At 67.4% G+C, this 23,481-nt stretch carries 23 protein-coding genes; 8 read left to right on the forward strand and 15 right to left on the reverse strand.

The genetic code is table 11. The features are described 5' to 3' along the window. Nucleotides 1-58: 58 nt before the first annotated feature. The 6 genes from ACSAGD_RS00240 to ACSAGD_RS00265 all read right to left on the reverse strand — a co-directional run bounded on the left by ACSAGD_RS00240 (nt 59) and on the right by ACSAGD_RS00265 (nt 5,926). A complete protein-coding gene (locus ACSAGD_RS00240; protein WP_437583693.1) occupies nt 59-1,045 on the reverse strand; it encodes a DsbA family protein in 987 nt (328 codons plus the stop codon). Nucleotides 1,046-1,148: 103 nt separating this feature from the next. Beyond that, complete coding sequence (locus ACSAGD_RS00245; protein WP_437583694.1) at nt 1,149-2,453, reverse strand: hypothetical protein; 1,305 nt, start codon at nt 2,451-2,453, stop codon at nt 1,149-1,151. A 34-nt stretch (nt 2,454-2,487) separates the two neighbouring features. Further along, the gene (locus ACSAGD_RS00250; protein ID WP_437583695.1) at nt 2,488-3,192 is read right to left on the reverse strand and encodes an HAD hydrolase-like protein; all 705 of its coding nucleotides are present in this window, start codon (nt 3,190-3,192) and stop codon (nt 2,488-2,490) included. A 133-nt stretch (nt 3,193-3,325) separates the two neighbouring features. Then, entirely contained in the window at nt 3,326-3,910 is a 585-nt protein-coding gene (locus ACSAGD_RS00255; protein WP_437583696.1) for a hypothetical protein, read from the reverse strand. A 2-nt stretch (nt 3,911-3,912) separates the two neighbouring features. Continuing rightward, nucleotides 3,913-4,608: an endonuclease NucS gene (nucS, locus tag ACSAGD_RS00260; protein ID WP_437583697.1), complete on the reverse strand. Its 696-nt coding sequence runs from the start codon at nt 4,606-4,608 to the stop codon at nt 3,913-3,915. A gap of 115 nt (nt 4,609-4,723) precedes the next feature. Then, nucleotides 4,724-5,926 (reverse strand): MFS transporter, encoded by a 1,203-nt coding sequence (locus ACSAGD_RS00265; protein ID WP_437583698.1) that lies wholly within the window; start codon nt 5,924-5,926, stop codon nt 4,724-4,726. 223 nt (nt 5,927-6,149) lie between these two features. On the opposite strand from ACSAGD_RS00265, the gene ACSAGD_RS00270 reads away from it, so the two are divergent. The 3 genes from ACSAGD_RS00270 to ACSAGD_RS00280 all read left to right on the forward strand — a co-directional run bounded on the left by ACSAGD_RS00270 (nt 6,150) and on the right by ACSAGD_RS00280 (nt 9,096). Further along, nucleotides 6,150-7,229: a LacI family DNA-binding transcriptional regulator gene (locus tag ACSAGD_RS00270; RefSeq protein ID WP_437583700.1), complete on the forward strand. Its 1,080-nt coding sequence runs from the start codon at nt 6,150-6,152 to the stop codon at nt 7,227-7,229. A gap of 95 nt (nt 7,230-7,324) precedes the next feature. After that, on the forward strand, nt 7,325-8,566 hold the full coding sequence (locus ACSAGD_RS00275; RefSeq protein WP_437585197.1) for an amidohydrolase: 1,242 nt from the start codon (nt 7,325-7,327) through the stop codon (nt 8,564-8,566). Beyond that, nucleotides 8,563-9,096 (forward strand): GNAT family N-acetyltransferase, encoded by a 534-nt coding sequence (locus ACSAGD_RS00280; protein WP_437583701.1) that lies wholly within the window; start codon nt 8,563-8,565, stop codon nt 9,094-9,096. Before ACSAGD_RS00275 ends, ACSAGD_RS00280 begins: the two co-directional genes overlap by 4 nt. 141 nt (nt 9,097-9,237) lie before the next feature. Here the strand turns inward: ACSAGD_RS00280 and ACSAGD_RS00285 are convergent, their stop codons facing one another. The 5 genes from ACSAGD_RS00285 to ACSAGD_RS00305 all read right to left on the reverse strand — a co-directional run bounded on the left by ACSAGD_RS00285 (nt 9,238) and on the right by ACSAGD_RS00305 (nt 13,724). Continuing rightward, complete coding sequence (locus ACSAGD_RS00285) at nt 9,238-9,873, reverse strand: response regulator (protein WP_437583702.1); 636 nt, start codon at nt 9,871-9,873, stop codon at nt 9,238-9,240. Continuing rightward, nucleotides 9,870-11,171, reverse strand: coding sequence for a sensor histidine kinase (locus ACSAGD_RS00290; protein WP_437583704.1), 1,302 nt, complete (start codon nt 11,169-11,171; stop codon nt 9,870-9,872). Before ACSAGD_RS00290 ends, ACSAGD_RS00285 begins: the two co-directional genes overlap by 4 nt. 32 nt (nt 11,172-11,203) lie before the next feature. Further along, nucleotides 11,204-12,043 carry an ABC transporter permease gene (locus ACSAGD_RS00295; RefSeq protein ID WP_437583705.1) on the reverse strand — a complete coding sequence of 280 codons (840 nt, stop codon included), beginning with the start codon at nt 12,041-12,043 and terminating at the stop codon, nt 11,204-11,206. Then, the gene (locus ACSAGD_RS00300) at nt 12,040-12,951 is read right to left on the reverse strand and encodes an ABC transporter ATP-binding protein (protein WP_437583706.1); all 912 of its coding nucleotides are present in this window, start codon (nt 12,949-12,951) and stop codon (nt 12,040-12,042) included. The genes ACSAGD_RS00295 and ACSAGD_RS00300 overlap by 4 nt, the downstream gene beginning before the upstream one ends. 110 nt (nt 12,952-13,061) lie before the next feature. Beyond that, complete coding sequence (locus ACSAGD_RS00305; RefSeq protein ID WP_437583707.1) at nt 13,062-13,724, reverse strand: hypothetical protein; 663 nt, start codon at nt 13,722-13,724, stop codon at nt 13,062-13,064. 325 nt (nt 13,725-14,049) lie between these two features. On the opposite strand from ACSAGD_RS00305, the gene ACSAGD_RS00310 reads away from it, so the two are divergent. Beyond that, nucleotides 14,050-14,661: a hypothetical protein gene (locus tag ACSAGD_RS00310; RefSeq protein ID WP_437583708.1), complete on the forward strand. Its 612-nt coding sequence runs from the start codon at nt 14,050-14,052 to the stop codon at nt 14,659-14,661. A gap of 167 nt (nt 14,662-14,828) precedes the next feature. Beyond that, nucleotides 14,829-15,227, forward strand: coding sequence for a DUF4333 domain-containing protein (locus ACSAGD_RS00315; protein ID WP_437583709.1), 399 nt, complete (start codon nt 14,829-14,831; stop codon nt 15,225-15,227). Nucleotides 15,228-15,262: 35 nt separating this feature from the next. Here the strand turns inward: ACSAGD_RS00315 and ACSAGD_RS00320 are convergent, their stop codons facing one another. Then, nucleotides 15,263-16,576, reverse strand: a complete 1,314-nt coding sequence (locus ACSAGD_RS00320; protein WP_437583710.1) for an MATE family efflux transporter — start codon at nt 16,574-16,576, stop codon at nt 15,263-15,265. Nucleotides 16,577-16,602: 26 nt separating this feature from the next. Continuing rightward, complete coding sequence (locus ACSAGD_RS00325) at nt 16,603-17,058, reverse strand: hypothetical protein (protein ID WP_437583711.1); 456 nt, start codon at nt 17,056-17,058, stop codon at nt 16,603-16,605. Between the two features lie 91 nt (nt 17,059-17,149). On the opposite strand from ACSAGD_RS00325, the gene ACSAGD_RS00330 reads away from it, so the two are divergent. From ACSAGD_RS00330 to ACSAGD_RS00340, 3 genes are all read left to right on the forward strand, one after another. Further along, a complete protein-coding gene (locus tag ACSAGD_RS00330; RefSeq protein WP_437583712.1) occupies nt 17,150-19,129 on the forward strand; it encodes a M13 family metallopeptidase in 1,980 nt (659 codons plus the stop codon). Between the two features lie 76 nt (nt 19,130-19,205). Beyond that, nucleotides 19,206-20,111, forward strand: coding sequence for a serine hydrolase (locus tag ACSAGD_RS00335; protein ID WP_437583713.1), 906 nt, complete (start codon nt 19,206-19,208; stop codon nt 20,109-20,111). A 99-nt stretch (nt 20,112-20,210) separates the two neighbouring features. After that, the gene (locus ACSAGD_RS00340) at nt 20,211-21,050 is read left to right on the forward strand and encodes an NAD-dependent epimerase/dehydratase family protein (RefSeq protein WP_437583714.1); all 840 of its coding nucleotides are present in this window, start codon (nt 20,211-20,213) and stop codon (nt 21,048-21,050) included. Here the strand turns inward: ACSAGD_RS00340 and crtI are convergent. Further along, nucleotides 21,047-22,603 (reverse strand): phytoene desaturase family protein, encoded by a 1,557-nt coding sequence (gene crtI, locus ACSAGD_RS00345; protein WP_437583715.1) that lies wholly within the window; start codon nt 22,601-22,603, stop codon nt 21,047-21,049. The two genes, ACSAGD_RS00340 and crtI, sit on opposite strands and share 4 nt — an antisense overlap. Further along, entirely contained in the window at nt 22,603-23,478 is an 876-nt protein-coding gene (locus ACSAGD_RS00350; RefSeq protein ID WP_437583716.1) for a phytoene/squalene synthase family protein, read from the reverse strand. Before ACSAGD_RS00350 ends, crtI begins: the two co-directional genes overlap by 1 nt. Between the last annotated feature and the right edge of the window lie 3 nt (nt 23,479-23,481).

The following is a 23,481-nucleotide window of genomic DNA, read 5'->3' on the forward strand; positions in this document are numbered from 1 at the left end:
AGACAATGAGACGCATGTGCGTGTGCTGAAAGTGACGGATGCCGCGGAACAGCCTCCGCTACTTCGACTTCTCGGTCTCCTCGGGAGCAGGTGTCTCGGTCGACGTCTTCGCGTCGTCCTTCTCGTCCGCCTTGCCCTCGTCGCCTGACTCATCTTTCCCCTCGGACTGCTCTTCAGCCGTGAGGATCTGCGAGATGAAGGCCATGAGCTCAGTCGGCTTCGTGTAGTCGCCGGTGAACTGCTTGCCGTCGATCAGCACGAGCGGAGCGTGCGCGACCTTCTTCACCTTCGTGCCGGGCAGGGGGCCATTCGCGGCATCCTGGCTCACATCGGAGACCCAGGTGGCGTAGCGGTCATCGTTGATGCACTGCGTGACGTCGGGGTCTTCGGCTCCCATCGCCGTGTTGACCTCCTTGAGCACGCCCGCCTTGTCGATGTCCGTGTCCGTCACGAGCGGGTTCGCATCGAGCAGCGCTGTGTTCACGGCGAGGAAGCTCGTGGGAGCGAAGTTCGCGACACATGCCGCGGCGTTCGCGGCGATGCTCGAGTAGCCGTCGGTCGCCTCGTCATACTGATCGAGCGCGATCGGCTTGATCTCGAGCTGGACGAAGCCATAGGTCAGCCACTGCTGCAGTTGCTGCGCGTTCGTCGTGTCGAAGATCGCGGCGTCCTTGCTGCCGTAATCCACGTAGATCGTGATCGGCACGACGCCTTCCTTCGGCGCCGGCGCGGCCTCGCCGCGTTGGCCCCACGGGCGCGGGTCGGTCGGAATCGCAGAGATCGTCTGCCCGTCGCTCGTCAGCACGATGCCGTCGCTCGCCATGTTCTTGGGGCCTTCGCCCGCAATGCGCAGGTTCGTCCACACGATCAGCGCGACGGCCGCGATGAGCGCAATGATGAGCAGCACCAGCCCCGAGATTCCCAGCACCTTGCGCCGCTTGCGCTTCTTGCGGTCCGCTTCGCGCTTGATGCGCGTCATCTCGCGCTGCAGCTCGCGCCGCTCCTTCTTCGTGAGCGAGGCGAGTTGCTTTTTGTCGATCGTCATTCGGTGCGTCGTCCTTGTCGTGCGGGAGCCTTAACGGGCGAGAGTCTCCGCAGGAAGTGTAACGGCTGCGGGCCATTAACTCAGATTCGAGGGATGCCCGAGGCTAACGCCCACGGGCGACGGGAGCGACCCGCGGGCCTGCGTCGTAGCGGGCAAGGGCATCGGCGTCCTGCGCCAGACGGGAGACGCGGCGGGCGATGTCGAGCGCCTCGACCGGGTCGGATGCCGCCTCTGCGAGGGCAAGCTGGCGCTCGGCCTCGCTCAGGCGCGTGCGCGCATCGGCCCCGACGCGACCGCGCCCCTTCGAGATGAGCTCGCGCGCAGTCTCGAGGTGCGTGCGCGCGGAGAACAGAGCCCCGTCGAGCGCGGAACGCGCGTTGTCGATGCGGCGCTGCGCCGTACGCGCGGTCGCGAGGGCGTCGTCAAGGGTGTGCTGCCCCGCGCGGACACGATCGAGGTCGGCGAGCGGGGCAGCCGGGCCGTCTGCTGTGGCGATGCCATCGAGAATGCTCCGCAGCTCGGTGATCGCCGCTGCGATGGTCGTCGCCGCGTCGGGCAGCTCGCTGGAGTCGCGCAGCTCCGCGGCCTCATCGAGTGCGCTCGTGGCGGCCGCGACCGTCTGTCGAAGCTCGACGTCGGCCTCGGCGAGACGCTTCTCGACACGTGCCACTGAGTCGAGCGCCTCGGCCGCGGCAGAGCACGCCTGCTCGGCGCGATCGAGCGCGGGCGTCGTGGGGGTCACGGCGTCTGCCGCGGCATCCGCCTTCTCGACCTCACCCGTAGCGATCGCCAGCTGAGCCTCTGCCGTCTGAACGGCATCCGCCTGGTCGGCGAACGCCTGCGGGCGATACAGCTTCGCGAGGCGGACGAGCGCGGCCTCGGCATCCGGAATTCGCGTCGTCACCTCGTCGATGCGGGAGCGAAGCGCGGCCAGCCGCTGGGGAGCATCGCGCTCCTCGGCGCGCTTGCCCGCGAAGAGGCCGATCTGCTCGGAGAGCTCCGTCTCGACGCTCGTGCAGAGGTCGAGAACCTGCTCGGACCACGTTCGCCGCTCGGCGTCGGTGTCGGGTTCCGCGTCGCTCAGCTTCTGCCGCAGCTCGAACGCGCGACTCAGTGAGGTGCGCGCGACCTCGAGCGTCTTCGCGAAGTCAGCGGTCGCCTCCGGCCCGAACTGTGCGGCGGCGAAGGCGAGCTCCTCTGCGCCTCGCCGGGTCGCCTCGTCTGCCTGCACGAGTGCCTGCCCAGCACGGATCTCGAGCTTCTCGAGGGGCTCGGGGCCGGAGTCGGCGATGCGGCCCGAAGCGATTCCGCGCCGTCGGGCGGCCTTCACTGCCGCGACGATTCCGACGATGATCAGAGCCGTCGTGCCGAAGACGATGACCGAGGGCAGCCACCAGAGCGCGTTCATAGGCCGATTCTAGAAAACGGATGCTGAAAAGTCGTCACAGCTCCGGCAGCAGAAGGCGCTGGAGCTCGTCGACCGTCTCGACGTGAGCCAGTGAGCCCTGCGCCTCAGCCTCGGTGCCGTAGCCCCAGTCGACGATGATCACGGGAAGGTCATGGGCGGTCGCGCCCTCGACATCGTGGATGCGGTCACCGATGTAGACGGTGTGGCTGAGGTCGATGCCGCGGTGGTGCAGACGACGCAGCGCCTCCGCGATGACGTCGGCCTTGGCGCTGATGGTCTCGTCCGCCGAGGCGCCGCAGATGATGTCGAAGTACTTCTTCAGATCGAAGTGCTCGACGACCTGAGCCACCTGGTACTCCGGCTTGCTGCTCGCCACCGCGAGCGGGATTCCGGCCTTCTTGATGCGGGCCAGCAGCTCGGGCAGCCCCGCGTACACCGACGACCCCGACCACGGACCCTCCTTCTCGGAGATGCCGCGATACACGTCGAGCGCGTCGATCGCCTCGTTCGGCGTGAAGCCGTACTGCTCGAGCGACTCGAGCATGGGCGGTCCGACCCAGCTGAAGAGATCCGCGCGGTCGGCAACGGGCTGCCCCAGGTTCTCGAGTGTCCGATAGATGCGGTCGACGATTCCGGGCGCGGAATCGGTCAGCGTTCCGTCGAGATCGAAGATGATGCACGACCATGCGTGCGCGGGAGCGTCGGCCACGTTCAGAGCGGCCGCAGAATCAGTAGTCATCGTGCCTCCATCGTAGGCGAGCGCACGTGGAGACAGCTGTGCGGGGCTTCTTTCGCGCGGTCGCCGGCTGGCCGTGAACACGGCACCGATACTCGCGAGACGCAGGCGACGGTGCCGGGTGCCCGAGACGCGCTCAGGCGGGTGGAAGGCGCAGCACGTCGCCGTCTCCCGCGACCGGGTCATCAGCGATGCGGATGCTGCGTGCGAGGTCGTCGAGCGGCTGCTCGAGCGTGCCGAAGCGCTCGCGGTCGGAGCACATCGCCGTGAGCGTGATCAGGTGCGAATCGGTCTCCCACGTGTACGACGTGAACGGCAGCGACCTCGGGTTCGGCGGAATCGCCATGACGAGCTTCTCCGCCGTGCCCATCGCGGTGGGAAAGCTCTCGGTGTCGTCATACTCGATCGGCATGGATGCTCGCGCCATACGCACCTGCGGTGTCATGCGCTGCGTGGTGGCGATCGCCACCACGAGCTCCGGGTCGGCCCTCCACGTCCACGCCAGCACGCGTCCGTCCGCCTTCCGCATCATGAGCGGCGCGGCCTGACTCGCGAGCCAGGAGACGAAGCGGGAACCGGGTCTCGGGGTGCTGCCCGCGACGACGTTGCCCTGTGCCATCAGCATCCTGATCGCCCTTTTGCGGTGGCGGCGGCCCTTCAGCCCAAGCGAACCCGTGACGGGGATCCACAGCTCTGGGTCGGCCGACGAGAGAAGCCGCATGATCAGAACAGTCTGCCGTCGGCGATGTCCATGCCGCGCATCGCGTCGTAGTCGAGAACGAGACAGCGGATGCCGCGGTCCTCGGCGAGCGTGCGAGCCTGCGGCTTGATCTCCTGCGCCGCGAAGACTCCGGTCACCGGGGCGAGAAGAGGGTCGCGGTTCATGAGCTCGAGATACCGGGTGAGCTGCTCCACGCCATCGATGTCGCCGCGGCGCTTGAGCTCGACGGCGACAGAGGCTCCGCCGGCATCCCTCGCCAGAATATCGACGGGGCCGATCGCGGTCATGTACTCGCGGCGAACGAGCGTGTGACCATCGCCCAGGAGGTCGATCTGCTCGGCCAGCAGCTTCTGCAGGTGCGCTTCGACGCCGTCCTTCTGAAGGCCGGGATCGATGCCGAGCTCGTGCTCGCTGTCATGCAGCACCTCGAAGATGGAGACGACGATCTGGTCACTCGTCTTCTTGTGCGTGACCTTCCACACCTGCGTGATGCCGGCCTCGCGCTGCTCGTCGCTCGGCTCTTCCGTCTCGAAGACGCACGGCGGGCTCATCCAGTTGAGTGGCTTGTAGCTCCCGCCGTCCGAGTGCACGAGCAGGCTGCCGTCGCTCTTCAGCATGAGCAGACGCGTCGCCTCGGGGAGATGGGATGTGAGACGCCCCGCATAGTCGACCTGGCACTTCGCAATCACCAAACGCACCCTGCGAGTGTACACATCGCAGCGGAACAACTCGTCGGTCAGTGTGGGTGAGTTCTGACCGGAGCCCTGATGGCCGTGTCGGGACGAGTCAGTGCGCCGTGTGGCGTGAGGGTGATCAGCTCTGGATGCGCACCGAGCGCTCGCGCGCCGCCGGCGACGCGATGCCGGCCAGGGCGATGAGGCCGAGCACGACGAACAGCGCGTTCAGCAGCCCGATGTGGTCGGCGAGCATGCCGATGAACGGAGGCCCGACGAGGAAGGCGCAGTAGCCGATGATCGCCACGGCGCTCACGCGTGCCGCGGCGTTGCCCGGAGCATCCGCCGCGGCCGACATGCCGACGGGGAAGCCGAGGGATGCGCCGAGGCCCCAGAGAACGGCGCCAACAACGAGGAGCGGCACGTTCGGCGCGAGGATGAAGATGGATAGACCCGAGACGGCAGAGACGGCGCAGCCGAGCAGCACCTTGACGCGACCGAAGCGATCGAGGATCGGGCCCCCGATCACGCGTCCGACCGTCATGGCGGTGAGGAACACCGCGAGGATCGCCGCGCCGGCGGATTCGACCTGCCCGTGGCCCTCGACGACCGCGAGTGCGACCCAGTCGTTCGCGCTTCCCTCGGCGAACGACATGCCGAGGATGATCACGCCGACCGCGAGCAGACGGAGGTCGGTCCACACTGCGAGGCTCGCGCGCAGACGATCGCGCCAGGGGGCCTTCTCTCCCACCTCGTCGGGCTGCGAAGCGCGCGGCACGTAACGGACAGAGACGATGCCCGTGATGACGATGATCACTGCCATCGCCCCGGCGTGCACGGCCATCGGAATGTGCGCGATCTCGGTGACTGACGCGAGGCCCGCGCCGACGACCGTTCCGCCGCTGAAGCAGGCGTGCATGAGCGGCATGATCGTGCGGCCGAGCCGCTTCTCGACGTCGGCGGCCTCGACGTTCATCACGACGTCGACGCTGCCGTTTCCGAAGCCGAAGAACCCAAGTCCGATGCCCACGATTGCGGGGCTGCCCGCGACGGTCGAACCGACACCGATCACGACGAGTCCGATCGACAGGCACGTGAGCGACGCGAGCATGCTGCGCCGCGCGCCGAAGCGAGAGAACATGATGGGCGCCGCGGTGAGGCCGACCACGGAGCACACCGACATGCACAGCACCAGCAGGCCGATGGCGCCGGTGGAGATCTGCAGATCGCCCTTGATGGTCGGAACACGCGCTGCCCACGTCGCCATGCTGAGCCCCGACATCGTGAAGATGACGAAGATCGCGTTGCGCCACGCGACGAGTTGGGGACGAGTGAAAGTCACGGTCACGATTGTCTCTCGATCAGAGGGGAAGGCTGTCCCAGAGGGAAAGAATGCCGCTCGAATCGATTCGACCTGAGCGTCCGCTTAAGCTAGCCGAGGCGTGACACCATGGTCAAGCCGGTCGAGTACGGTCACGATGAGCCAGCACGGTCACGATGAGCGAGCGGGGTCACGCCGGTCGACGACGATCCACACGGCGACACCCACACGAGAGGAGGGGTGCATGTCGCGAGAGAACAGCTCACCGCCGAGCTCGCCTGCACGAGCGACGCTCGCGGATGTCGCCGCTCGCGCGGGGGTCTCGCCCTCGACGGCATCCATCGCCTTCAGCGGCCAAGGGCCGGTCTCTGCCGCCACCAAGGAGAAAGTGCTGCGCGCGGCGGATGACCTCGGCTACGTCGGACCGGACCCGCGCGCCGCCGGTCTGCGCCGCGGCCGCAGCGGAATCGTCGGCGCCGTGCTCGCCTCCCGCATCGGCGTCTCGTTCCGCGACCCCGTACTGATCCAGACGCTCGACGGGCTCGCTGACGAGCTCAGCTCCATCGGCGCGGGCCTGCTGCTCATGAGCGCATCCAACGAGTCGGCAAGCCAGGTCACGGTTGCAGACGCCCCGGTCGACGCCGCGGTGCTGCTCGGCTGCAGCCCAGCACCCGGAGCGTCGCTCGACACGATGCGCCGACGAGGCATCCCCATGGTCGCGATCGAAGCGGACCCCGTCGAGGGGAGCCCTCTGATCACGGTCGACAACCGCGGCGGAACGCGCCTGCTCGCTCAACACCTGAAGGATCTCGGACACGAGCGGGTCAGCGTCATCACCCTCGCCCTCGATCGCCCGACCCAGCCCTGCCGGCTGGCGCCGGACATCGAGGCGCTCGGCGTCGTTCCCGCACGCGAGCGGCTGGCCGGTGCGCGAGACGTCTACCCGGAGATCAGCGGGTGGGTCGCCGGGGGAAGTCGAGTGGATGCCGGCAAGCGAGCCGCCCTGCAGCTGCTCGACGTTGCCGAGAGTGAACGACCGACGGCGATCATCGCGCAGAGCGACCTTATCGCGGCCGGCGCCGTTGCGGCGGCGAGGGAACTCGGCCTCGACGTGCCCCGCGACCTGAGTGTCGTCGGCTTCGACGGCATCCGTGTCGACGCCCTCGGCATGCGCCTCACAACCGTCGTGCAGCCCGCCCAGGCGAAGGGCGCCGCGGCCGGCCGAGCCGTGATCGCGCTGCTCGAGGGCGACGAGGCCGAGTCGGTCTCGTTCGACGTGCGCTTCGTCGCCGGAGAGACCACGGGGCCGGCACCCTCGCGCTGATGTGCTGACAAGCCGCGCGGGATACGCTTGAGGGACGACGACCGGGAGGCCACGTGACCACACAGACTGCAGATCTGCTGACCTCTGCGGCGCGCATCGCTGAGCGCCTGCTTCCGGTCTACCAGGATCTGCATCGCAACCCCGAGCTGTCGTTTCAGGAGCACCGCACGGCAGGGCTCGTCGCGGGTGCGCTGCGAGAGCTCGGCTGCGAGGTTCACGAGGGTGTCGGGCGCACCGGGGTCGTCGGTGTTCTGCGCTCGGGCGACGGACCGACGGTTCTGCTGCGCGCCGACATGGACGCCCTTCCGGTTCGCGAGCAGACGGGTCTGCCGTACGCCTCGGAGGCGCGCGGCATTGACCCTGACGGCAACGATGTCCCCGTCATGCACGCGTGCGGTCACGACATGCATGTGACCGCGCTTCTCGGCGCCGCCGAGCTGCTGGGCGAGCTCCGTGACACGTGGCGCGGCACCGTCGTGCTCGTCTTCCAGCCCGCCGAAGAGAACGGCGGAGGCGCCCAGGTGATGGTCGACGACGGCCTCTTCGACCTCGTGCCCCGGCCCGACATCGTGCTCGGGCAGCACGTCATGCCTCTTCCCACGGGCTTCGTGGGAGCGGCATCCGGCCCCGCATTCGCGGCCACCGACGAACTCGACATCACCATGTTCGGCCGCGGCGGCCACGGGTCCCAGCCGGAGTCCACGATCGACCCGGTCGTCATGGCCGCGGCGACGGTCATGCGACTGCAGACTGTCGTCTCGCGCGAAGTCGCCGGCCGTGAGACCGCCGTCGTCACCGTAGGCCAGCTGCAGGCCGGCACGAAGAACAATGTCATCCCCGATGAGGCGCGGCTGGGCCTCAACATCCGCAGCTACGACCGCTACGTGCGCGACCGGGTCGTCTCGGCGGTTCGCCGTGTGGTGAACGCGGAGGCCGAGGCATCCGGCGCCGAGCGTGTACCCGAGATCAGCGAGCGCGACTCGTTCCCCGTGCTCATCAACGACCCCGACTGCACAGCCCGCACGCTCTCAGGTTTGCGTGAGGTCTTCGGTCAGGATGCCGTCAGAGACATCCCGCCGGTGATGGGCAGCGAGGACGTCGGCAACCTCGGCACCGCCGTCGGCGCCCCGGTCGTGTACTGGCTACTCGGGGGCGCCGACCCCGCGCTGTTCGAGGGCGTCACCGTGACGGGCGCTCTGCCCGCGCACGTGCCGTCGAACCACTCGCCGTACTTCGCACCCGTGCCCGATCCGACACTTCGCGTGGGAATCACCGCGCTCACCACCGCCGCCCGAGAATGGCTCGACGTGGCCGACGCAACCGAGGGGGAGAAATGATCAAGGTTCTGTATTCCGACGACGGCGTCGTGATGATCCGACCGGTCACACAGGCTGACGCCGAGGCGCACATCGCCGGGCAAGACGAGGAGTACGTCACGTGGCTCGAGCCGTCTGACGGCACTGAGGAGACCGAACGACGCCGTTTCGCTGAGGCTGAGAAGGCGTGGGAGGCCGGCGGCCCGATCTTCGAATTCGCGATCATCGCGGAGGGTGAGCTCGCCGGGACGATCACCGCCGAGGTGGGTCGCGAGGGGCTGCAACCGCACCAGGCCGACATCACCTACGGGCTCTACCCGAACACGCGCGGTCGCGGCATTGCGACCCGCGCGGTGATGCTCGTCGTGTCGTTCCTCGACCAGATCCCCGGCATCTCGGAGGCCGTGACCCGCGTCAGCCCTGAGAATCCGAAGTCGCGGTCGGTGGCTGAACGTGCCGGGTTCGAGCCGATGACGACGGATGCCGCGCTCGCCGACGAGCACGACTGGCTCAGCACTAAGGTGTCGCTGGTCCCGGCCGAGCAGCTCTGACCGGTCATCTCAGGAGACCAGCCTGGCTCGCGCCAGGCGCCACGCGCCCCGCGCGCCGCGTTGTCGCTCAGCAGAGTGACATCTGCGGTCAATAGTGAGTGCCGCGGCAGGCTCTAATGACCGCAGAGGGCTCTCTCACGGTTAGCCGCGCGTGATGAGCCCGAGATCGAGCGCCCGCAGCGTCGCCTGTGTGCGATCCGAGACGCCGAGCTTCTCGTAGGCGTGAAGCAGGTGCGTTTTGACGGTCGCCTCGCCGATGAAGAGCTCGCGCGCGATCTGCGGATTGCTGCGACCCGCCGCCACCAGCCGCAGCACGTCGAGCTCGCGAGGGCTCAGCGAGACCGACGTCGTGTTCTCCGTGCGGCGCATCCGCTTCACGAGCGTCGCCGCAATCGAGGGCGCGAGCACCGTCTCACCGCCGATCACCGCGCGCACACCCGCGACGATCTCCTCTGAGGGCGCCGCCTTCAGCAGGTACCCCGCCGCCCCGGCCTCGATCGCGCCGAGGATGTGATCGTCGCTTTCGTAGGTCGTCAGAATGAGGATGCGCGTGCTGGGCAGCTCCTCGACGATCGCGGCAGTGGCCTCGGTGCCGTCGAGCTCGGGCATCCTCAGGTCCATGACGACGAGGTCCGGGCGCAGCGCACGAGCGCGATCGACCGCCTCGCGACCGGTCGCGGCCTCACCCACGACCTCGATGTCGTCGGCGGCGTCGAGCAGACCGACGATTCCTGAGCGGACGATGGGGTGGTCATCAGCGACGAGAACGCGGATCACGGAGTCTCTCCTCGAGGCTCGAGCGGGGCTGGGACGGTGATGCTCAAGAGGGTGCCGTGGCCGGCGGTGCTCGTGCAGGCCGCGGAGGCGTCGGCGTCGCGCCCGGGACGGACTGGCGAAGCGCTGACGGCTGTCGGAGAGGCGCTGCCGGCCGTCGAGGTCACGCCTGTCTCGGCATCCTCGATCGATAAGACACCGCCGACCAGCGCGACGCGCTCGCGCATGCCGATCAGCCCGAAGCCGCGCTCGTCGTCGATCGTCACGCCGCCGAGCCCGCGGCCGTCGTCACAGACCGTGAGGGAGACGGCTCCATTTGCGCACGTCAGCCGGACCGCCACGGTCGATGCGTCTGCGTGCTTCCGCACGTTTGCGAGGCCCTCCTGGACGCAGCGCAGCAGCATCACCTCGAGCTCGCGGGGCAGGGCCGCTGCAAGATCGACGTCCGTCATCACCCGGACTCCGGTCTCGCGGGCGAAGCGCTCGCCGAGTCGGGTGAGGCTTGCTTCGAGGGGTGCGGATGCCGACGACGCAACGGATGCGTTCGCCGCGACGAGCCCGCGTGCCTCGCTCAGAGCGTCGCGCGCGGTGTCTTCGATGAGGGCGATCGATTGGGCGGGGGCATCCTCTCTCCCTGCCCGCTCGGCCAGCATGACGATGCTCGTGAGGCTCTGCGCGATGGTGTCATGGATGTCGCGGGCGAGACGCTCGCGCTCGGCTGCCGCTCCGGACTCGCGGTGCGCCGCTTCGAGTTCGCCCTGCGCAGCGGTGAGCTCGGTCAGCAGACGCGACCGCTCTGAGCCCCAGGACGCGATGCTCGTGATCCACAGCCCCAGAGCGATGCTGAGCGTCAGCGACACAAGCGAGATCGACACGGCCCCGATGACGCCGTCGTTCGTCCAGCCCTGGCTCGCAGCATATCCGCAACCGATCGCGGCCACGGCCACCGTGTTCGCGATGATCGCGTGGCGCGTGTTCACCGACGACAGCCACGAAATGGGCATCACGAGCACGAGCAGACTCATCATGTTCGGGTCAAAGCTGATGGCCGTCGCCGACAGCGCGACGAGCACGAGCTGCCCCGTCACGCCGGCGAGAAATGGCGGTTCGTCGTCGTCGCATCCCAGCCGTTCGGGCACATAGCGGCGCATCAGCGCGGCATACAGAATCCCGATCGCGAGGAGGATCGCGCAGATGACGATCCGCTCGAGGTCCGTGTTGCTCTGGTTCGTCACCGCGATGGTGCCGAGCACGACGAGCACGAGCGCGACGGCGACATCCCACCAGCGACGAGTATTCACAGCCCTACAATCTCACGATAGCGGCGCACGGGTCAGCGGTCCTTGTGGATCCACCGGAACGTGAGCCGCGACAGCACGAGCCCGATGATGATCCACAGCGCCAGGTTCAGCGCGACGAGCCACAGGTCCCAGCTGCCGCTCGGCTCGGCGGCCGCCCAGGTGTCGGGGAGGAAGGCCGCGCGAAGACCCTGCGCCATCCAGCGGACGGGAAACAGCCCGGATGCCGTCTGAAGCCAGCTCGGCAGCATCGAGAACTGCAGGTAGACGCCCGAGATGAACTGCAGCACCAGCACGATCGGAATGACGACGGCGGAAGCGCTCTTCCCCGAGCGCGGAACTGCCGAGAGTGCGATGCCGGCGAAGGCGCACGCCGCGATGCCAAGCACGTAGACCCAGGCGACGATGCCCCAGTCGCGCGCGGTGGTCGGCAGCTCGGCGTCGAACACGAGAACCGCGACAGCGACGAGCATCCCGATCTGCAGCAGACTCGTGACCACGACCTGACCGAGCTTGCCGATGAAGTACGACAGCGGCGAGAGCGGGGCGCCTCCGAGCCGCTTGAGCGTTCCGTCGCTCTTCTCGACCGCGATGTCGCCCGCGAGGTTCTGCACGCCGGAGAGCAGAATCGCCGCGGCGATCATTCCCGGCAGATAGTAGGTCGCCATCGTCACGCCGTCGGGCAGAGTCTGTTCGCTGAAGATCGCGGCGAACAGCGAGTAGATGAGCGTCGGGAAGAGAAAGGTGAAGAACACCTGGTCTGCCGCTCGGAAGTACATGCGCAGCTCGATGGCGATGCGACGGATGCCGAGGCGCAGCGTGCGCCCGAGCGAGAAGCGGGGAAGCGCAGGGATCTGCGAAGCTGTGGCGGTCATGCGGCCACCTCCTTGTCGAGTGACGGTGCTCCTTCGGCGGCGGACTCCGCGCCGATGAGCTGCAGGTAGACGTCTTCGAGCGTCGGCCGCACGATCTCGAGGTCGCGCGGTTCGCCGTCGTTCGCCGCGCTGTGTTCGGCCACGAGTTCGGCAACGCGATGTCCCGGCATCGTTGTGCGCTCTTCGACGCGGTGGCCCGAGGCATCCCGCCACCTCACGATCGGAACACGTGCGTCGCGCCCGCCGATCTCATCGATGGGGCCGATGTCGACGAGGCGACCCGAGGCGATGACGGCGGCGCGGTCACTCAGCTGTGCGGCCTCATCGAGGTAGTGAGTAGTCAGAAGGATGCTTGTTCCCTCCGCCTTGAGCGAGCGGATCAGCTCCCAGAAGTGACGCCTGGCCTCCGGGTCGAAACCGGTCGTCGGCTCGTCGAGGAAGAGCAGCTCGGGGCGCCCGATGATGCCGAGGGCGACATCGACGCGGCGCCGCTGCCCGCCCGAGAGCCGGCCGATGCGGGTCCTGTGCTGTTCGGCAAGACCGACGGCCTCGAGGACCTCGTCGACGTCGCGTGGGTGCGGGTAGTAGCCGGCGAACTCGGTGAGCTGTTCGCGCACCGTGACGTTGCCGGATTCGCCCGTCGTCTGCAGCACGATGCCGATGCGGCTGCGCCAGGGCAGGCCGCCCTTCTCTGGGTCGGCGCCAAGAACGCTGACCTCTCCGCCCGTACGTGATCGATAGCCCTCGAGGATCTCGATCGTCGTGGATTTGCCTGCGCCATTGGGGCCGAGGAGGGCGAACGTCTCGCCGCGTTCGATCGTGAAGCTCACGTCGGAGACGGCGGTCGCGCTGCCGTAGGTCTTGCGCAGCCCGCGAACCTCGACGACGGAGTCTTTTGTGCGTGTCATACGTCAAGACTCGTCGGTCGGCGCGCGTCGCGGCAACATCCGCCTGGCTGATCTGCCCTCCACCGATCGGTGGATGCTGGTGCTGGAGAGCTGCTGCTGGAGTGCTGCTGCTACTGCGGTGGCTGCTTCGGCCAAGGACGGGGCGCGAATGCGTGATCCAGGAAGGCGTCCGCGGGCGACGGCGCCGCGGCTCCCGCGGTCGTCCAATCGCACTGATCTCTGAGAAGTGCGACGGCGTCTGTCGCGGCGAGCGGCGGTCCGGCAACGTGTTTCATCTGATGGATCTCTCGTGCCTCGAGCACATCGACCGGCGACACATCGATGAGTCCGATCAGCGCCTCAATCTGAACCCGGTCGAGCACACCGCGTCCGTTGGTCGTGAGCGAAATCGTGATGAGTGGACGCATGTTGTTGATCCAGATGGCGAGCACGGCGCTCCGACGAACGCGATGCAGAGAGCAGCGGATGATGCCGTGCGCGTCGACAGGCGGCATCCATCGCCATGGAGCGATGGCGGTAGCGCCCTCCACATCGACGCCGAACGGGAGCGGCTGTCCATGCGGGATCAAGAGGATGAGCAGCAGGTTGACGAAGAGGAGAGCGAAGCCGACGAATCCGAAGATCACGTTCTCTGCCATGGCGACGAAACTCACGACCATGAGTCCCGCGAGTACGACGATCACGATGAACGGAGTCAGGAGCTGCGGAACGCCGTAGCCGCGCACGGCATCGGCTCGTCGCAGCCACCAGCCGTATCTGACGTTGCTCGGCATCCACACAGCGCGCGCGGCGCATTCACTGCGCGGCGGTACGTTGGTGAAGTCGCGAACCAAGGTTCACCGTTCCCCTCTGCGTCAGGTCTCTGTGCACGTCGAGCGGTGTCGACCCGTCTTCCGACCATATCGAAATGAGGCGAGCAGTCCGGCCAGCACCCAGCATGCCCCGTTCTGTAGCCTGGTCAGACCAGCTGAGAAGCCGAGTGCGAGATGAGGGGCAGAGATGAAGGCCGGGAACGACGTGCGGAGCTGGGCGAGAACCGTTGAGGTATCTGATCCGATCTGCTGGGGAGAACTCGAGGGGAAAGTCCTGGAATTTCCAGTGACCGACGAGGAGATCCGCGAGGCGGAGAACACGCCGGCCGGACCGTCGAGACTGGCCGTCGTCTTTGCTCTTCTTTTCGGCTCGCCGTTCTATCTTGGGGCCCTCGCCGGTCTCGTGCTCGTCATCATCGCTGTCAGTGTCGAGGATGCCGCGACGCGCGACGAGCTCATCGCATGGGCGCACCTGCCTGGCGTCATCGCCCTGATCCTGATCATCGCGCAGGGAATCATCTGGTTCGAGGGCCGAGACCGGTCGACGCTCAGCGTGGTGATCATTGGCTCGCTCACTGCGGTGTACCTTGTTGCGTATCTCCTTGTGCGCCCGCTCCCCGGAGCATCTTGGACCGCTCTCATTTCGCTCGGCGCGGTCGTTCTCGGCGCCGTCGTGCTGTTTCTCGTTCTCTTCCGCTCGAAGCTGAGCGCGCCCGGACCGAGGGTGAAGCTCGCGACGTGCTCTCCCGAGCAGAAGGTGCAGATGGGGCGCCGCGCAGTTCTGCTCGAAGAGCTCAAGAAGCGTGAGCTGATCACCGACAGGAACACGGATATCGCGGGTCTCGTCGAAATGCCTCTCGGCTCGTGGCATCGGATGGACGAGCGTCTGCGCCGTTGACCTCGGTGCCTGCGGCGACGTCTCTGAAGCACTGCTTCCGTCACACCGAGTTGGGGGCAGTAGTCCCCATGGGCAGGGCTTCTCGACGTTGATAGCGTGACAGCGTGCGAGGGGTCCAGACCGCGCACGATCGCACACGAGAGTGCCGTTCACGAGGGGGAATCGTCATGGCCGCAGAGCTGAAATCCGCACCGTCCGCACCTGATGAGATGAGAGCAGAGCGTCGCAGGTCTCCGCAGTCGAGGCGTCTGTCGATCGCTGGCGCGCTCCTGTCGGCGGCCGCGCTGCCGCTCGTCGTGACCGGATGCACCATCACGCCGACGGTCAGTCCTGACAATGTGGCCTCGGCGGCGGAGGATGCCCTTGAGCAGGAGGTCGGCGTGCGCCCCAGCATCGACTGCGGTGACGAGGCGATTCCGCTCACGGAGGGCACCGAGGTCGAGTGCGAGCTGACCGACGAGCAGACGGGCGATGTGTACGACGCCAATGTGACGCTCTCAGACATCAAGGACGGCAAGTACCACGTCTATGTCAAGGTCGGAGAGCAGAGCAAAACCGACAGCTGATGCATCGAGTGACGGCCACCGGGTGCACCGTGAGCTCACGCGCCGGTGCGCATCCACGCGGTCGTGCGTGAACGCAGTCCGAGCGTCAGCGCCCGTGCGGCGATGTAGCCGAAGCTGAAGGCCGCGGTCAGCCACGCCAGTCCTACGGCTGCTGACGGCGACGCCGCGTAGACCCACAGCGCGAGGGGCAGATAGCAGATGAGATTCAGGATGCCGGTGAGCGCGAGGTACCGCGCATCGCCCGCGCCGATCAGCACGCCGTCGAGCACGAAGACGAAGCCTCCGAGCGGAACGCTGCATCCCAGGATGATCATCGCGGGAGTCATCATGACCGCGAGATCGCCGTCCCCGGTGAACGCGAAGCCAAGCACGCCGCTGAGGACCGCGACGATGCCGCCGATGATCACACCCGCGCCCAAGCCCCAAACGAGACAGCGCACGAGCACAGCCCGGACCTCGTCGACGTCGCCAGCGCCGAGGCCCTTGCCGATGAGCGCCTGCGCCGCGATCGCGAGAGCGTCGAGCGCGAAGGCTGTCGTGCCGTAGATCGTCATCATGATCTGGAAACCCGCGAGTTCACTCGTGCCGAGTGACGTGGCCACGAAGATCGACAGGAGCATCGCCGCGCGCAGGCTCGCCGTGCGGATGAACAGCCACCCACCGGAGAGAGCTGAGCCGCGCAGGCCTTCCCGCGATGGCCGAATCGTCGCGGAGGTCCGCCGTGCATGCCGCAGCACCACGACGAGGTACGCGGCGACCATGCCCCACTGGGCGACCACTGTGCCGAGGGCTGATCCGGCGATTCCGAAGTCGAGCACATACATGAAGATGTAGTTCAGAATGATGTTCGCACCGAAGCCCGCGACCGCCACGACGAGCGGCGTCTTCGTGTCCTGCAGGCCGCGAAGCAGACCCGTCGCCGCGTACACGATGAGCATTGCCGGGATTCCGGCCATCGAGATGCCGAGATAGATCGCCGCCTGCTCGGCCACCGCTGTGCTTGCGCCGAAGGGCGCGATCATGACGGGCGTCGCGAGCCAGCCGACCGCGGCGAGGACGACGCCGAGCCCGAGAGCGAGCCAGATTCCGTCGATGCCGACCGAGACCCCGCCGCGCTCATCTCCGGCGCCGAGCCGCCGCGCGACGGCGGGCGTGGTGGCGTACGCCAGAAAGACCATGAGCCCGATGATCGTCTGCAGCACAGCGCTCGCGATGCCGAGCCCCGCGAGAGGCTCGACGCCGAGGTGGCCCACCATCGCCGAATCGGCGAGCAGAAACAGAGGCTCGGCGATCAGGGCGCCGAGAGCGGGTACCGCGAGTCGCAGAATCTCGCGGTCGACAGATCTCACGACTCCGACTCTATCTTTCGCGTACGTCAACTGCGGAACGCAGCCTGCACGCGCTGCGCCTCCTTGAGTCGCAGAATCTCCACCTTCACGCGCCCCAGCTCGGCGGCGACGTCGCGCAGCGAGAGCAGCTCATGCCACTGCATCCATGCCACGAGCTTGTCGACGACGCCGACCTGCACCCGAGCCTGAACGCGGTCGTCTGGCAGCCATGCCGGTTCGAGGAAGCCGCGCAGAGCGAAGAGAAGATCATCGGCGCGCATGCTCCGGATGAATGCGTCTTCTGGGGCGAACTCGCGTTCCATGTTCAGGATGCCCAGCCCGACGGTGCTGAGCCCACGATGCCCCGCGACCTCCAGGTACTCCCTGAGGTGCCGCTCGACCTCCTGTACGCGACGCAGTCGGCGCCCGGTCTTCTCGGCCGTCTGCTCCGTGAAGAAGGGGACAAGGAGCTCTTCGATCGTGGGAGTGCGCTCATCATTCATGGCGCAGAGCGTGACACGCACCTCTGACACAGGAGCTTCGGTCTGCGCTGTTCGGTCTGCGCTGTCACCCGTCTCGTTTAGGCTGGACGACATGACTGATGGTGCTCTTAACTCCGGAATCGAGATCGACGCTCTGAACCCCGAGGTTCGCCCCCAAGACGACCTGTTCCGGCACGTGAACGGCACCTGGATCGACGCCACGGAGATCCCGGCCGACAAGTCGCGCTGGGGAACGTTCCACGCGCTCGCCGAAGAGGCCGAGAAGAATGTGCAGCAGATCATCCTCGATGCCCAGAAGGGTGTGTTCGAGGGCACGGATGCCGCGGCCGAAGCGCGCAAGGTCGGCGACCTGTACGCCAGCTTCATGGACACCGAGACGATCGAGCGCAAGGGCGTCGAGCCGATCGCGGCGCAGCTGAAAGCGGCATCCGACATCTCATCCGTCGACGAGCTGCTCGAAACCATCGCCGGGCTTGAGAATGACGGAATCGGCGGCTTCGTCGGCATGGGCGTCGACAACGATCCGGGCAACCCTGAGCGCTACGTCGTGTTCATGGTTCAGGGCGGCATCTCGCTCCCCGACGAGAGCTACTACCGCGAAGAGAAGTTCGCCGACACACGCACGGCGTACCGCGCTCACATTCAGCGCATGTTCGAGCTCGCCGGTGTCGACGACGCCGAGGCGCGTGCGCAGCGGGTCTTCGATCTCGAGACGGCGATCGCTTCGCACCACTGGGACAACGTGGCGACCCGCGACGCCCAGAAGACCTACAACCTCTACTCGCGCGACGACGCGCTCGGGCTCGTTGCCGGTGTCGACCTGACGCCGTGGACGCGCGCGCTCGACATGCCGGAGAACGCGCTCGACGAGGTCGTCGTCATGCAGCCCTCGTATCTCGAGGGGCTCTCTGAGCTGCTCGTCGCCGACCGGCTCGATGCCTGGAAGGACTGGGTGGCCTGGAAGGTCGTGCACGGCAGCGCTCCGTATCTTCCTGACGCCTTCAGCGCCGAGAACTTCGCGTTCTTCGGAACCGAGCTGAGCGGCACGCCTGAACAGCGCGAGCGCTGGAAGCGGGGTGTCTCCCTCGTCGAGGGCGCGATGGGCGAGGCCGTCGGCCGCGTGTACGTCGAGCGTCACTTCCCTCCGCAGGCGAAGGACGCCATGGATGACCTCGTCGCGAATCTTGTCGAGGCATACCGCCAGTCGATCTCGACGCTCGACTGGATGAGCCCCGCGACTCGCGAGCGAGCTCTGGAGAAGCTCGGCACGTTCACGCCCAAGATCGGGTACCCCGTGAAGTGGCGTGACTACGCGACCCTAGAGATCGACGCGGCAGACCTTATCGGAAACGTGCACCGGGCGAACCGCTTCGAGCTGCACCGCGAAACGGCCAAGATCGGCAAGCCGCTGGACCGCGACGAGTGGTTCATGACGCCGCAGACCGTCAACGCGTACTACAACCCGGGTTTCAACGAGATCGTGTTCCCGGCCGCCATCCTGCAGTTCCCGTTCTTCGACGAGACCCGCGACGCCGCCGCGAACTACGGTGCGATCGGTGCGGTCATCGGCCACGAGATCGGTCACGGCTTCGACGACCAGGGTTCGCGCTTCGACGGCGACGGACGCCTGACGGACTGGTGGACCGATGCCGACCGCGAGGCCTTCGAGAAGCGGACGGCCTCTCTCATCGAGCAGTACGACGCGCTCGCTCCCGAACAGGTGCCCGACCACCACGTGAACGGCGCGCTCACGATCGGTGAGAACATCGGCGATCTCGGCGGACTCGGCATCGCCTGGAAGGCCTACCTGATCTCACTCGACGGTCAGGAGCCGCCCGTGATCGACGGAATGACGGGCGCTGAGCGCTTCTTCCTGTCGTGGGCGCAGGCGTGGCGGCAGAAGGGTCGCGACGCTGAAGTCATCCGGCTGCTCTCGATCGATCCCCACTCACCGAACGAATTCCGGTGCAATCAGATTGTGAGGAATCTGAGCGCGTTCTACGATACCTTTGGGGTGACCGAAGGAGATGCGCTGTGGCTTGCACCCGAGAAGCGCGTCACCATCTGGTAACAACGAGCTGCATCGGCGGTGCGATTGCGCGGGGGAGCGCACCGTCCGACGTTCGCATATGAGGAGGACGTAGTCCGTGGCATCCCCCACGCGTGAGCCAAGTCGCCGGATTCGTCAGCGCGCCCGGCGGGCACGTCACCGGTCTGAGGAGACTGCAGACAGTTTCGCCGCAGGCTTCAAGGCGCTTGGCGTGCTCGCCCGCAACGGCGTTCAGGTCTCGGCACGCGCCATCGACCTGGCGAGCGGCCGTGAGCTGTTCTCGGTGGACGACTACGTCGTCATGCCGACCGCCGGAATCGGCACGACGCTGCTCCTCGCCGAGGTCGCCGCGCGCCTGGACGACCCGACGTTCGAGTCGCTCATGATCCTCGACCGTGAGGCGCAGGACCAGGTCGCCCACGCGGGTCTCTGGCAGCACCTTCAGGCCCCATCGTTCCCCATCGCGGATCTCGCGGCGCTTGTCGCCTCGAGCGGAGACAACTTGGCAACGAATGTCCTGCTGCGGCAGGTGGGGTTGGATGCCGTGCATCAGCGTACGGAGGCGCTGGGGCTCCGTCGATCGGCGCTCCTCGATTTCGCGCGCGACCAGCGCGGGCCCGACGACGCTCCGCATCTGTCCGTCGGTTCGATGAAGGAGCTGACGTGGCTGTTTGCCGAGTTCGCGCGCGGCGAGGCTATGAGCTCCGCCGCCAGCCAACGCGTCGTCGACTGGCTGTCGCTCAACATGGATCTCTCCCTCGTCGCGTCAGCGTTCGGCCTCGACCCGCTGTCGCATCGCTCGGGAACCCACGGACTCACGCTCTTCAACAAGACCGGCGCAGACCGTGGTGTGCGGGCAGAGGTCGGCGTGCTGCGGGGCCCGCGTGCCGGAGTCGCATATTCTGTCGCGACGTCGTTCACCGACAGCGACCTGATCACTCGGCTCGCCGTGATCGACGCCATGCGCGCGGTCGGCGGTGACCTGCTGGAGTACGTGCACTAGCCGGGTGACCTGCTCGAGATCCCCCTCCTCCGGCGTCTCGGAGCGATGCTGTGCGTTCACCCGGTAGATGTTTCCGCGGGTGACGAGGACAATGGCGACATGAGGATCTTGGTAGCGGGAGGAACGGGAGTCATCGGCTCGCGGGTGGTTCCGCTGCTCGCCGCCGCCGGGCACGATGTCACGGCGACGAGCCGCAGCGCCGCGCGTCTGCTGCCGGCCGAGGCTGCCGGGGCACGCGGAGTGGTGATGGACGCGCGTGACGCGGTATCCGTAGACGCTGCCTTCGACCAAGCCCAGCCGGATGCCGTCGTGCACCTGCTCACCGATCTCGCAACGGAGGACTTCGCCGGCAACGCACACCTGCGCATCGTCGGATCGAGAAACCTGGTGGATGCCGCAAAGCGCGTGAACGTCTCGCGAATGGTGGCCGAGAGCATCGCGTGGGTGGGCGAGCCGGATGCCGTCCCCGGCGACGAAACCGTGGCGATCGCGCGGGATCCGGACTCGGGCGACAGTCTCTTTCCGGCGGTCGAGACTCTCGAGCGCGAGGTGCTGAGCCTCGACGACGGCGTCGTGCTACGCATGGGTCTGCTCTACGGGCCCGGAACCTGGTACGGTCGGCACGGCACGCTGCTCCGTCGTGCGGAATCGGGAACCGTCGAGGCCAGCGTGCGCCGCACCTCGTTCGTGCATGCGGATGACGCCGCTCGGGCGGTGGTCATGGCGCTCGACTGGCCACATGGCATCGTGAACATCGTGGACGATGACCCGGCCGACGTCGCCGAATGGGGGCCAGCGCTCGTCTGGGCCGCTGGAGGTGCGCCGATCCGCATCACGGCACGCGCTCAGGGGCGATCGAGCAGCAACGCGAAGGCTTCGTCGCTGGGCTGGGTGCCGCAGCATCCGACCTGGCGCGATGGGCCGTTCGACCTGCTCTAGCCTTCCGGCAGCGGGTGACGCGAGCTGTCGCGGCGCAGTCGCTTCACCACGAGCTCAGCGCTGATCAGACACATCGGCAGTCCCACTCCGGGAATCGTGCTGCCGCCGGCATACAGCAACCCGTCAACCGTGCGCGACGCGTTTCGACCGCGAAGGAAAGCGCTCTGCCGCAGCGTGTGCCCCGGGCCGAGTGCACCGCCGCGCCAGGCGTGCAGATCGCGTTCGAAATCGGCCGGGCCGACGGTGCGTCGCAGCACAATGCGGTCACGCAGATCCGGAATGCCGGCGCGCTCCGCCACGTAGTCGATCGCCGCGTCCGCGATCGCCTCGACACCTGCGTCGCCTCGTCCGTCATCGCCCCCGTGCCCGATCGCGGGGTCAGCGGGCACCGGCACGAAGAGGAACAGGTTCTCGCCATCCGGCGGGGCGACGCTGACGTCCGTCGCGCTCGGACGACACACGTAGGTGGAGGTCGGAGTGGGGAGGGATGCCTCTCCGCCGAACACCGCGTCGAGATTGCGCTCCCAGTCATCGACGAAGAACAGGTTGTGGTGCAGCAGGGTCGGAGTCTTGCCGCGCAGCCCCAGGTAGGCGAGAACGCCGCCGGGGCCGGGCTCGCGCTTCCGCCACCAGGACTCGGGATAGGTCTGCAGCTCTGGTGGAAGCAGCGTCGTCTCGATGTGGTGAAGGTCGCCGGCCGCGACGACGACGTCTGCGGGCACGCGGATCTCCGCTCCCGCGGCATCCCTCACCACCACCCCCGTCACGCGTGCGCGCCGGCCCGATCCCGTCGTCTCGATCGCGGTGACCTCGGCCTCGCAGCGGATCTTCGCCCCGGCGTCGCGCGCGAGGGCTTCGATCGTCTCGATGACGCGCGCGATGCCGCCCGTCGGGTACCAGACGCCATCGTCCATGTCGAGGTGGCTCATGAGGTGGTACAGGCTCGGCGTGCGCGAGGGAGCTGAGCCGAGGAACACCGCGGGAAAGCTCAGAGTGCGCTGCAGAACCGGCGTGCGGAACGACTCGGCGACGAAGCGGTCGAGCGGCACGCGCAGCATTCGCTGAAGTTGGGATGCCTGCCGAAGCGTGGCCCCGGTTAAGAACGGGCGCAGTGAGCTGAACGTCGTGTAGAGGAAGTCGCGCATGGCCGTCTGGTACGTGTCGGCCGCCGAGTCGAGGTGCGCGGCCAGCCGTTCGCCCGCGCCCGGCTCGATCGCGTCGAAGGTTCGGATGTTCGTCGCGCGGTCCGCGATGTCGAGCGGTCGGACCGCCCCCTCCGCGAAGACGCGATAGCCCGGATCGAGTCTTTGGAGATCGAGCTGCTCGTCGGATGAGGTGCCCATGAGCCGGTAGAAGTGATCGAACACCTCGGGCATGAGAAACCACGACGGTCCGCGGTCGAAGCGGAACCCGCCGCTGTCCCAGTGCCGAGCGCGTCCGCCGACCTCGCTCTGCGCCTCGAGGACCGTGACCGAGCAGCCCTCGCGCTGAAGAAGCGCGGCCGTGGCGAGCCCCGCGATTCCCGCTCCGATGACGACGACGCGGCGCGCCATCAGGCCCGCGCCCCGATGCCCAGGCGGACGCGCAGGAGGATCGCCGCCTTCTGCATCGTCGGGACGCGAACGCGCGTCGTCATGATGTCGCTCGCGGGAGTCGAGCGCACGTGTGCGCTGAGCGCGCTGAAGAAGGCGTGCGCAGCCGAGACCGCGACGCGGCAGTGCCTCGGCAGCTCCCCGATCGCGGTGCGTGCGACATCGAGGTCCTGGTCGATGTCGTCGAGCAGCGCGCACTTCTCGTCTTCGGTGAGCGCGGTGGGGTCGATTCCCGGAAAGTAGTTGCGTCCGAGAGCGTTCCAGTCCTCCGCGAGGTCGCGCAGGAAGTTGATCTTCTGAAACGCCGCACCCAGGTGGCGTGCGCCCACCTCCAGGCGATCGCGGCACTCGTCGGAGATCGCGTCGCGCATGAGGAACACCCGCAGGCACATGAGCCCGACGACCTCCGCGGAACCGTAGATGTAGGTGTCGACGTCGTCCCGGCTGAGCGGCGCCGGATCGAGGTCGCGGCGCATCGACGCGAAGAACGGCGCGGTGAGAGAGCGGTCGATGCCGGCATCCCTCGCGGTCTGCGTAAACGCGTGAACGACGAGATTCGCGCTGTAGCCTCCGCCGATCGCGCTCTCGACCTCCCGTTCGAGAGCGTCGAGCACGGCCTGTTGCTCGCCGCGGCTCAGCCCGGCTTCGGCGGCGGCGCCGTCGACGATCTCATCGGCCACGCGCACGAGTCCGTACACCGCGCGGATGTGCTCGCGAGTGGATCGGTCGAACATGCGCGTCGCGAGCCCGAACGACGTGGAGTACTGGTCGATGACCCGAGCTGAACTGGAGCGGGCGCAGCGCGTGTACCGACGCAGCGCGTCGGCGTCGCTCACGGC

It is taken from the genome of Paramicrobacterium salitolerans (genome assembly GCF_051513965.1).
Lineage (GTDB): Bacteria > Actinomycetota > Actinomycetes > Actinomycetales > Microbacteriaceae > Paramicrobacterium.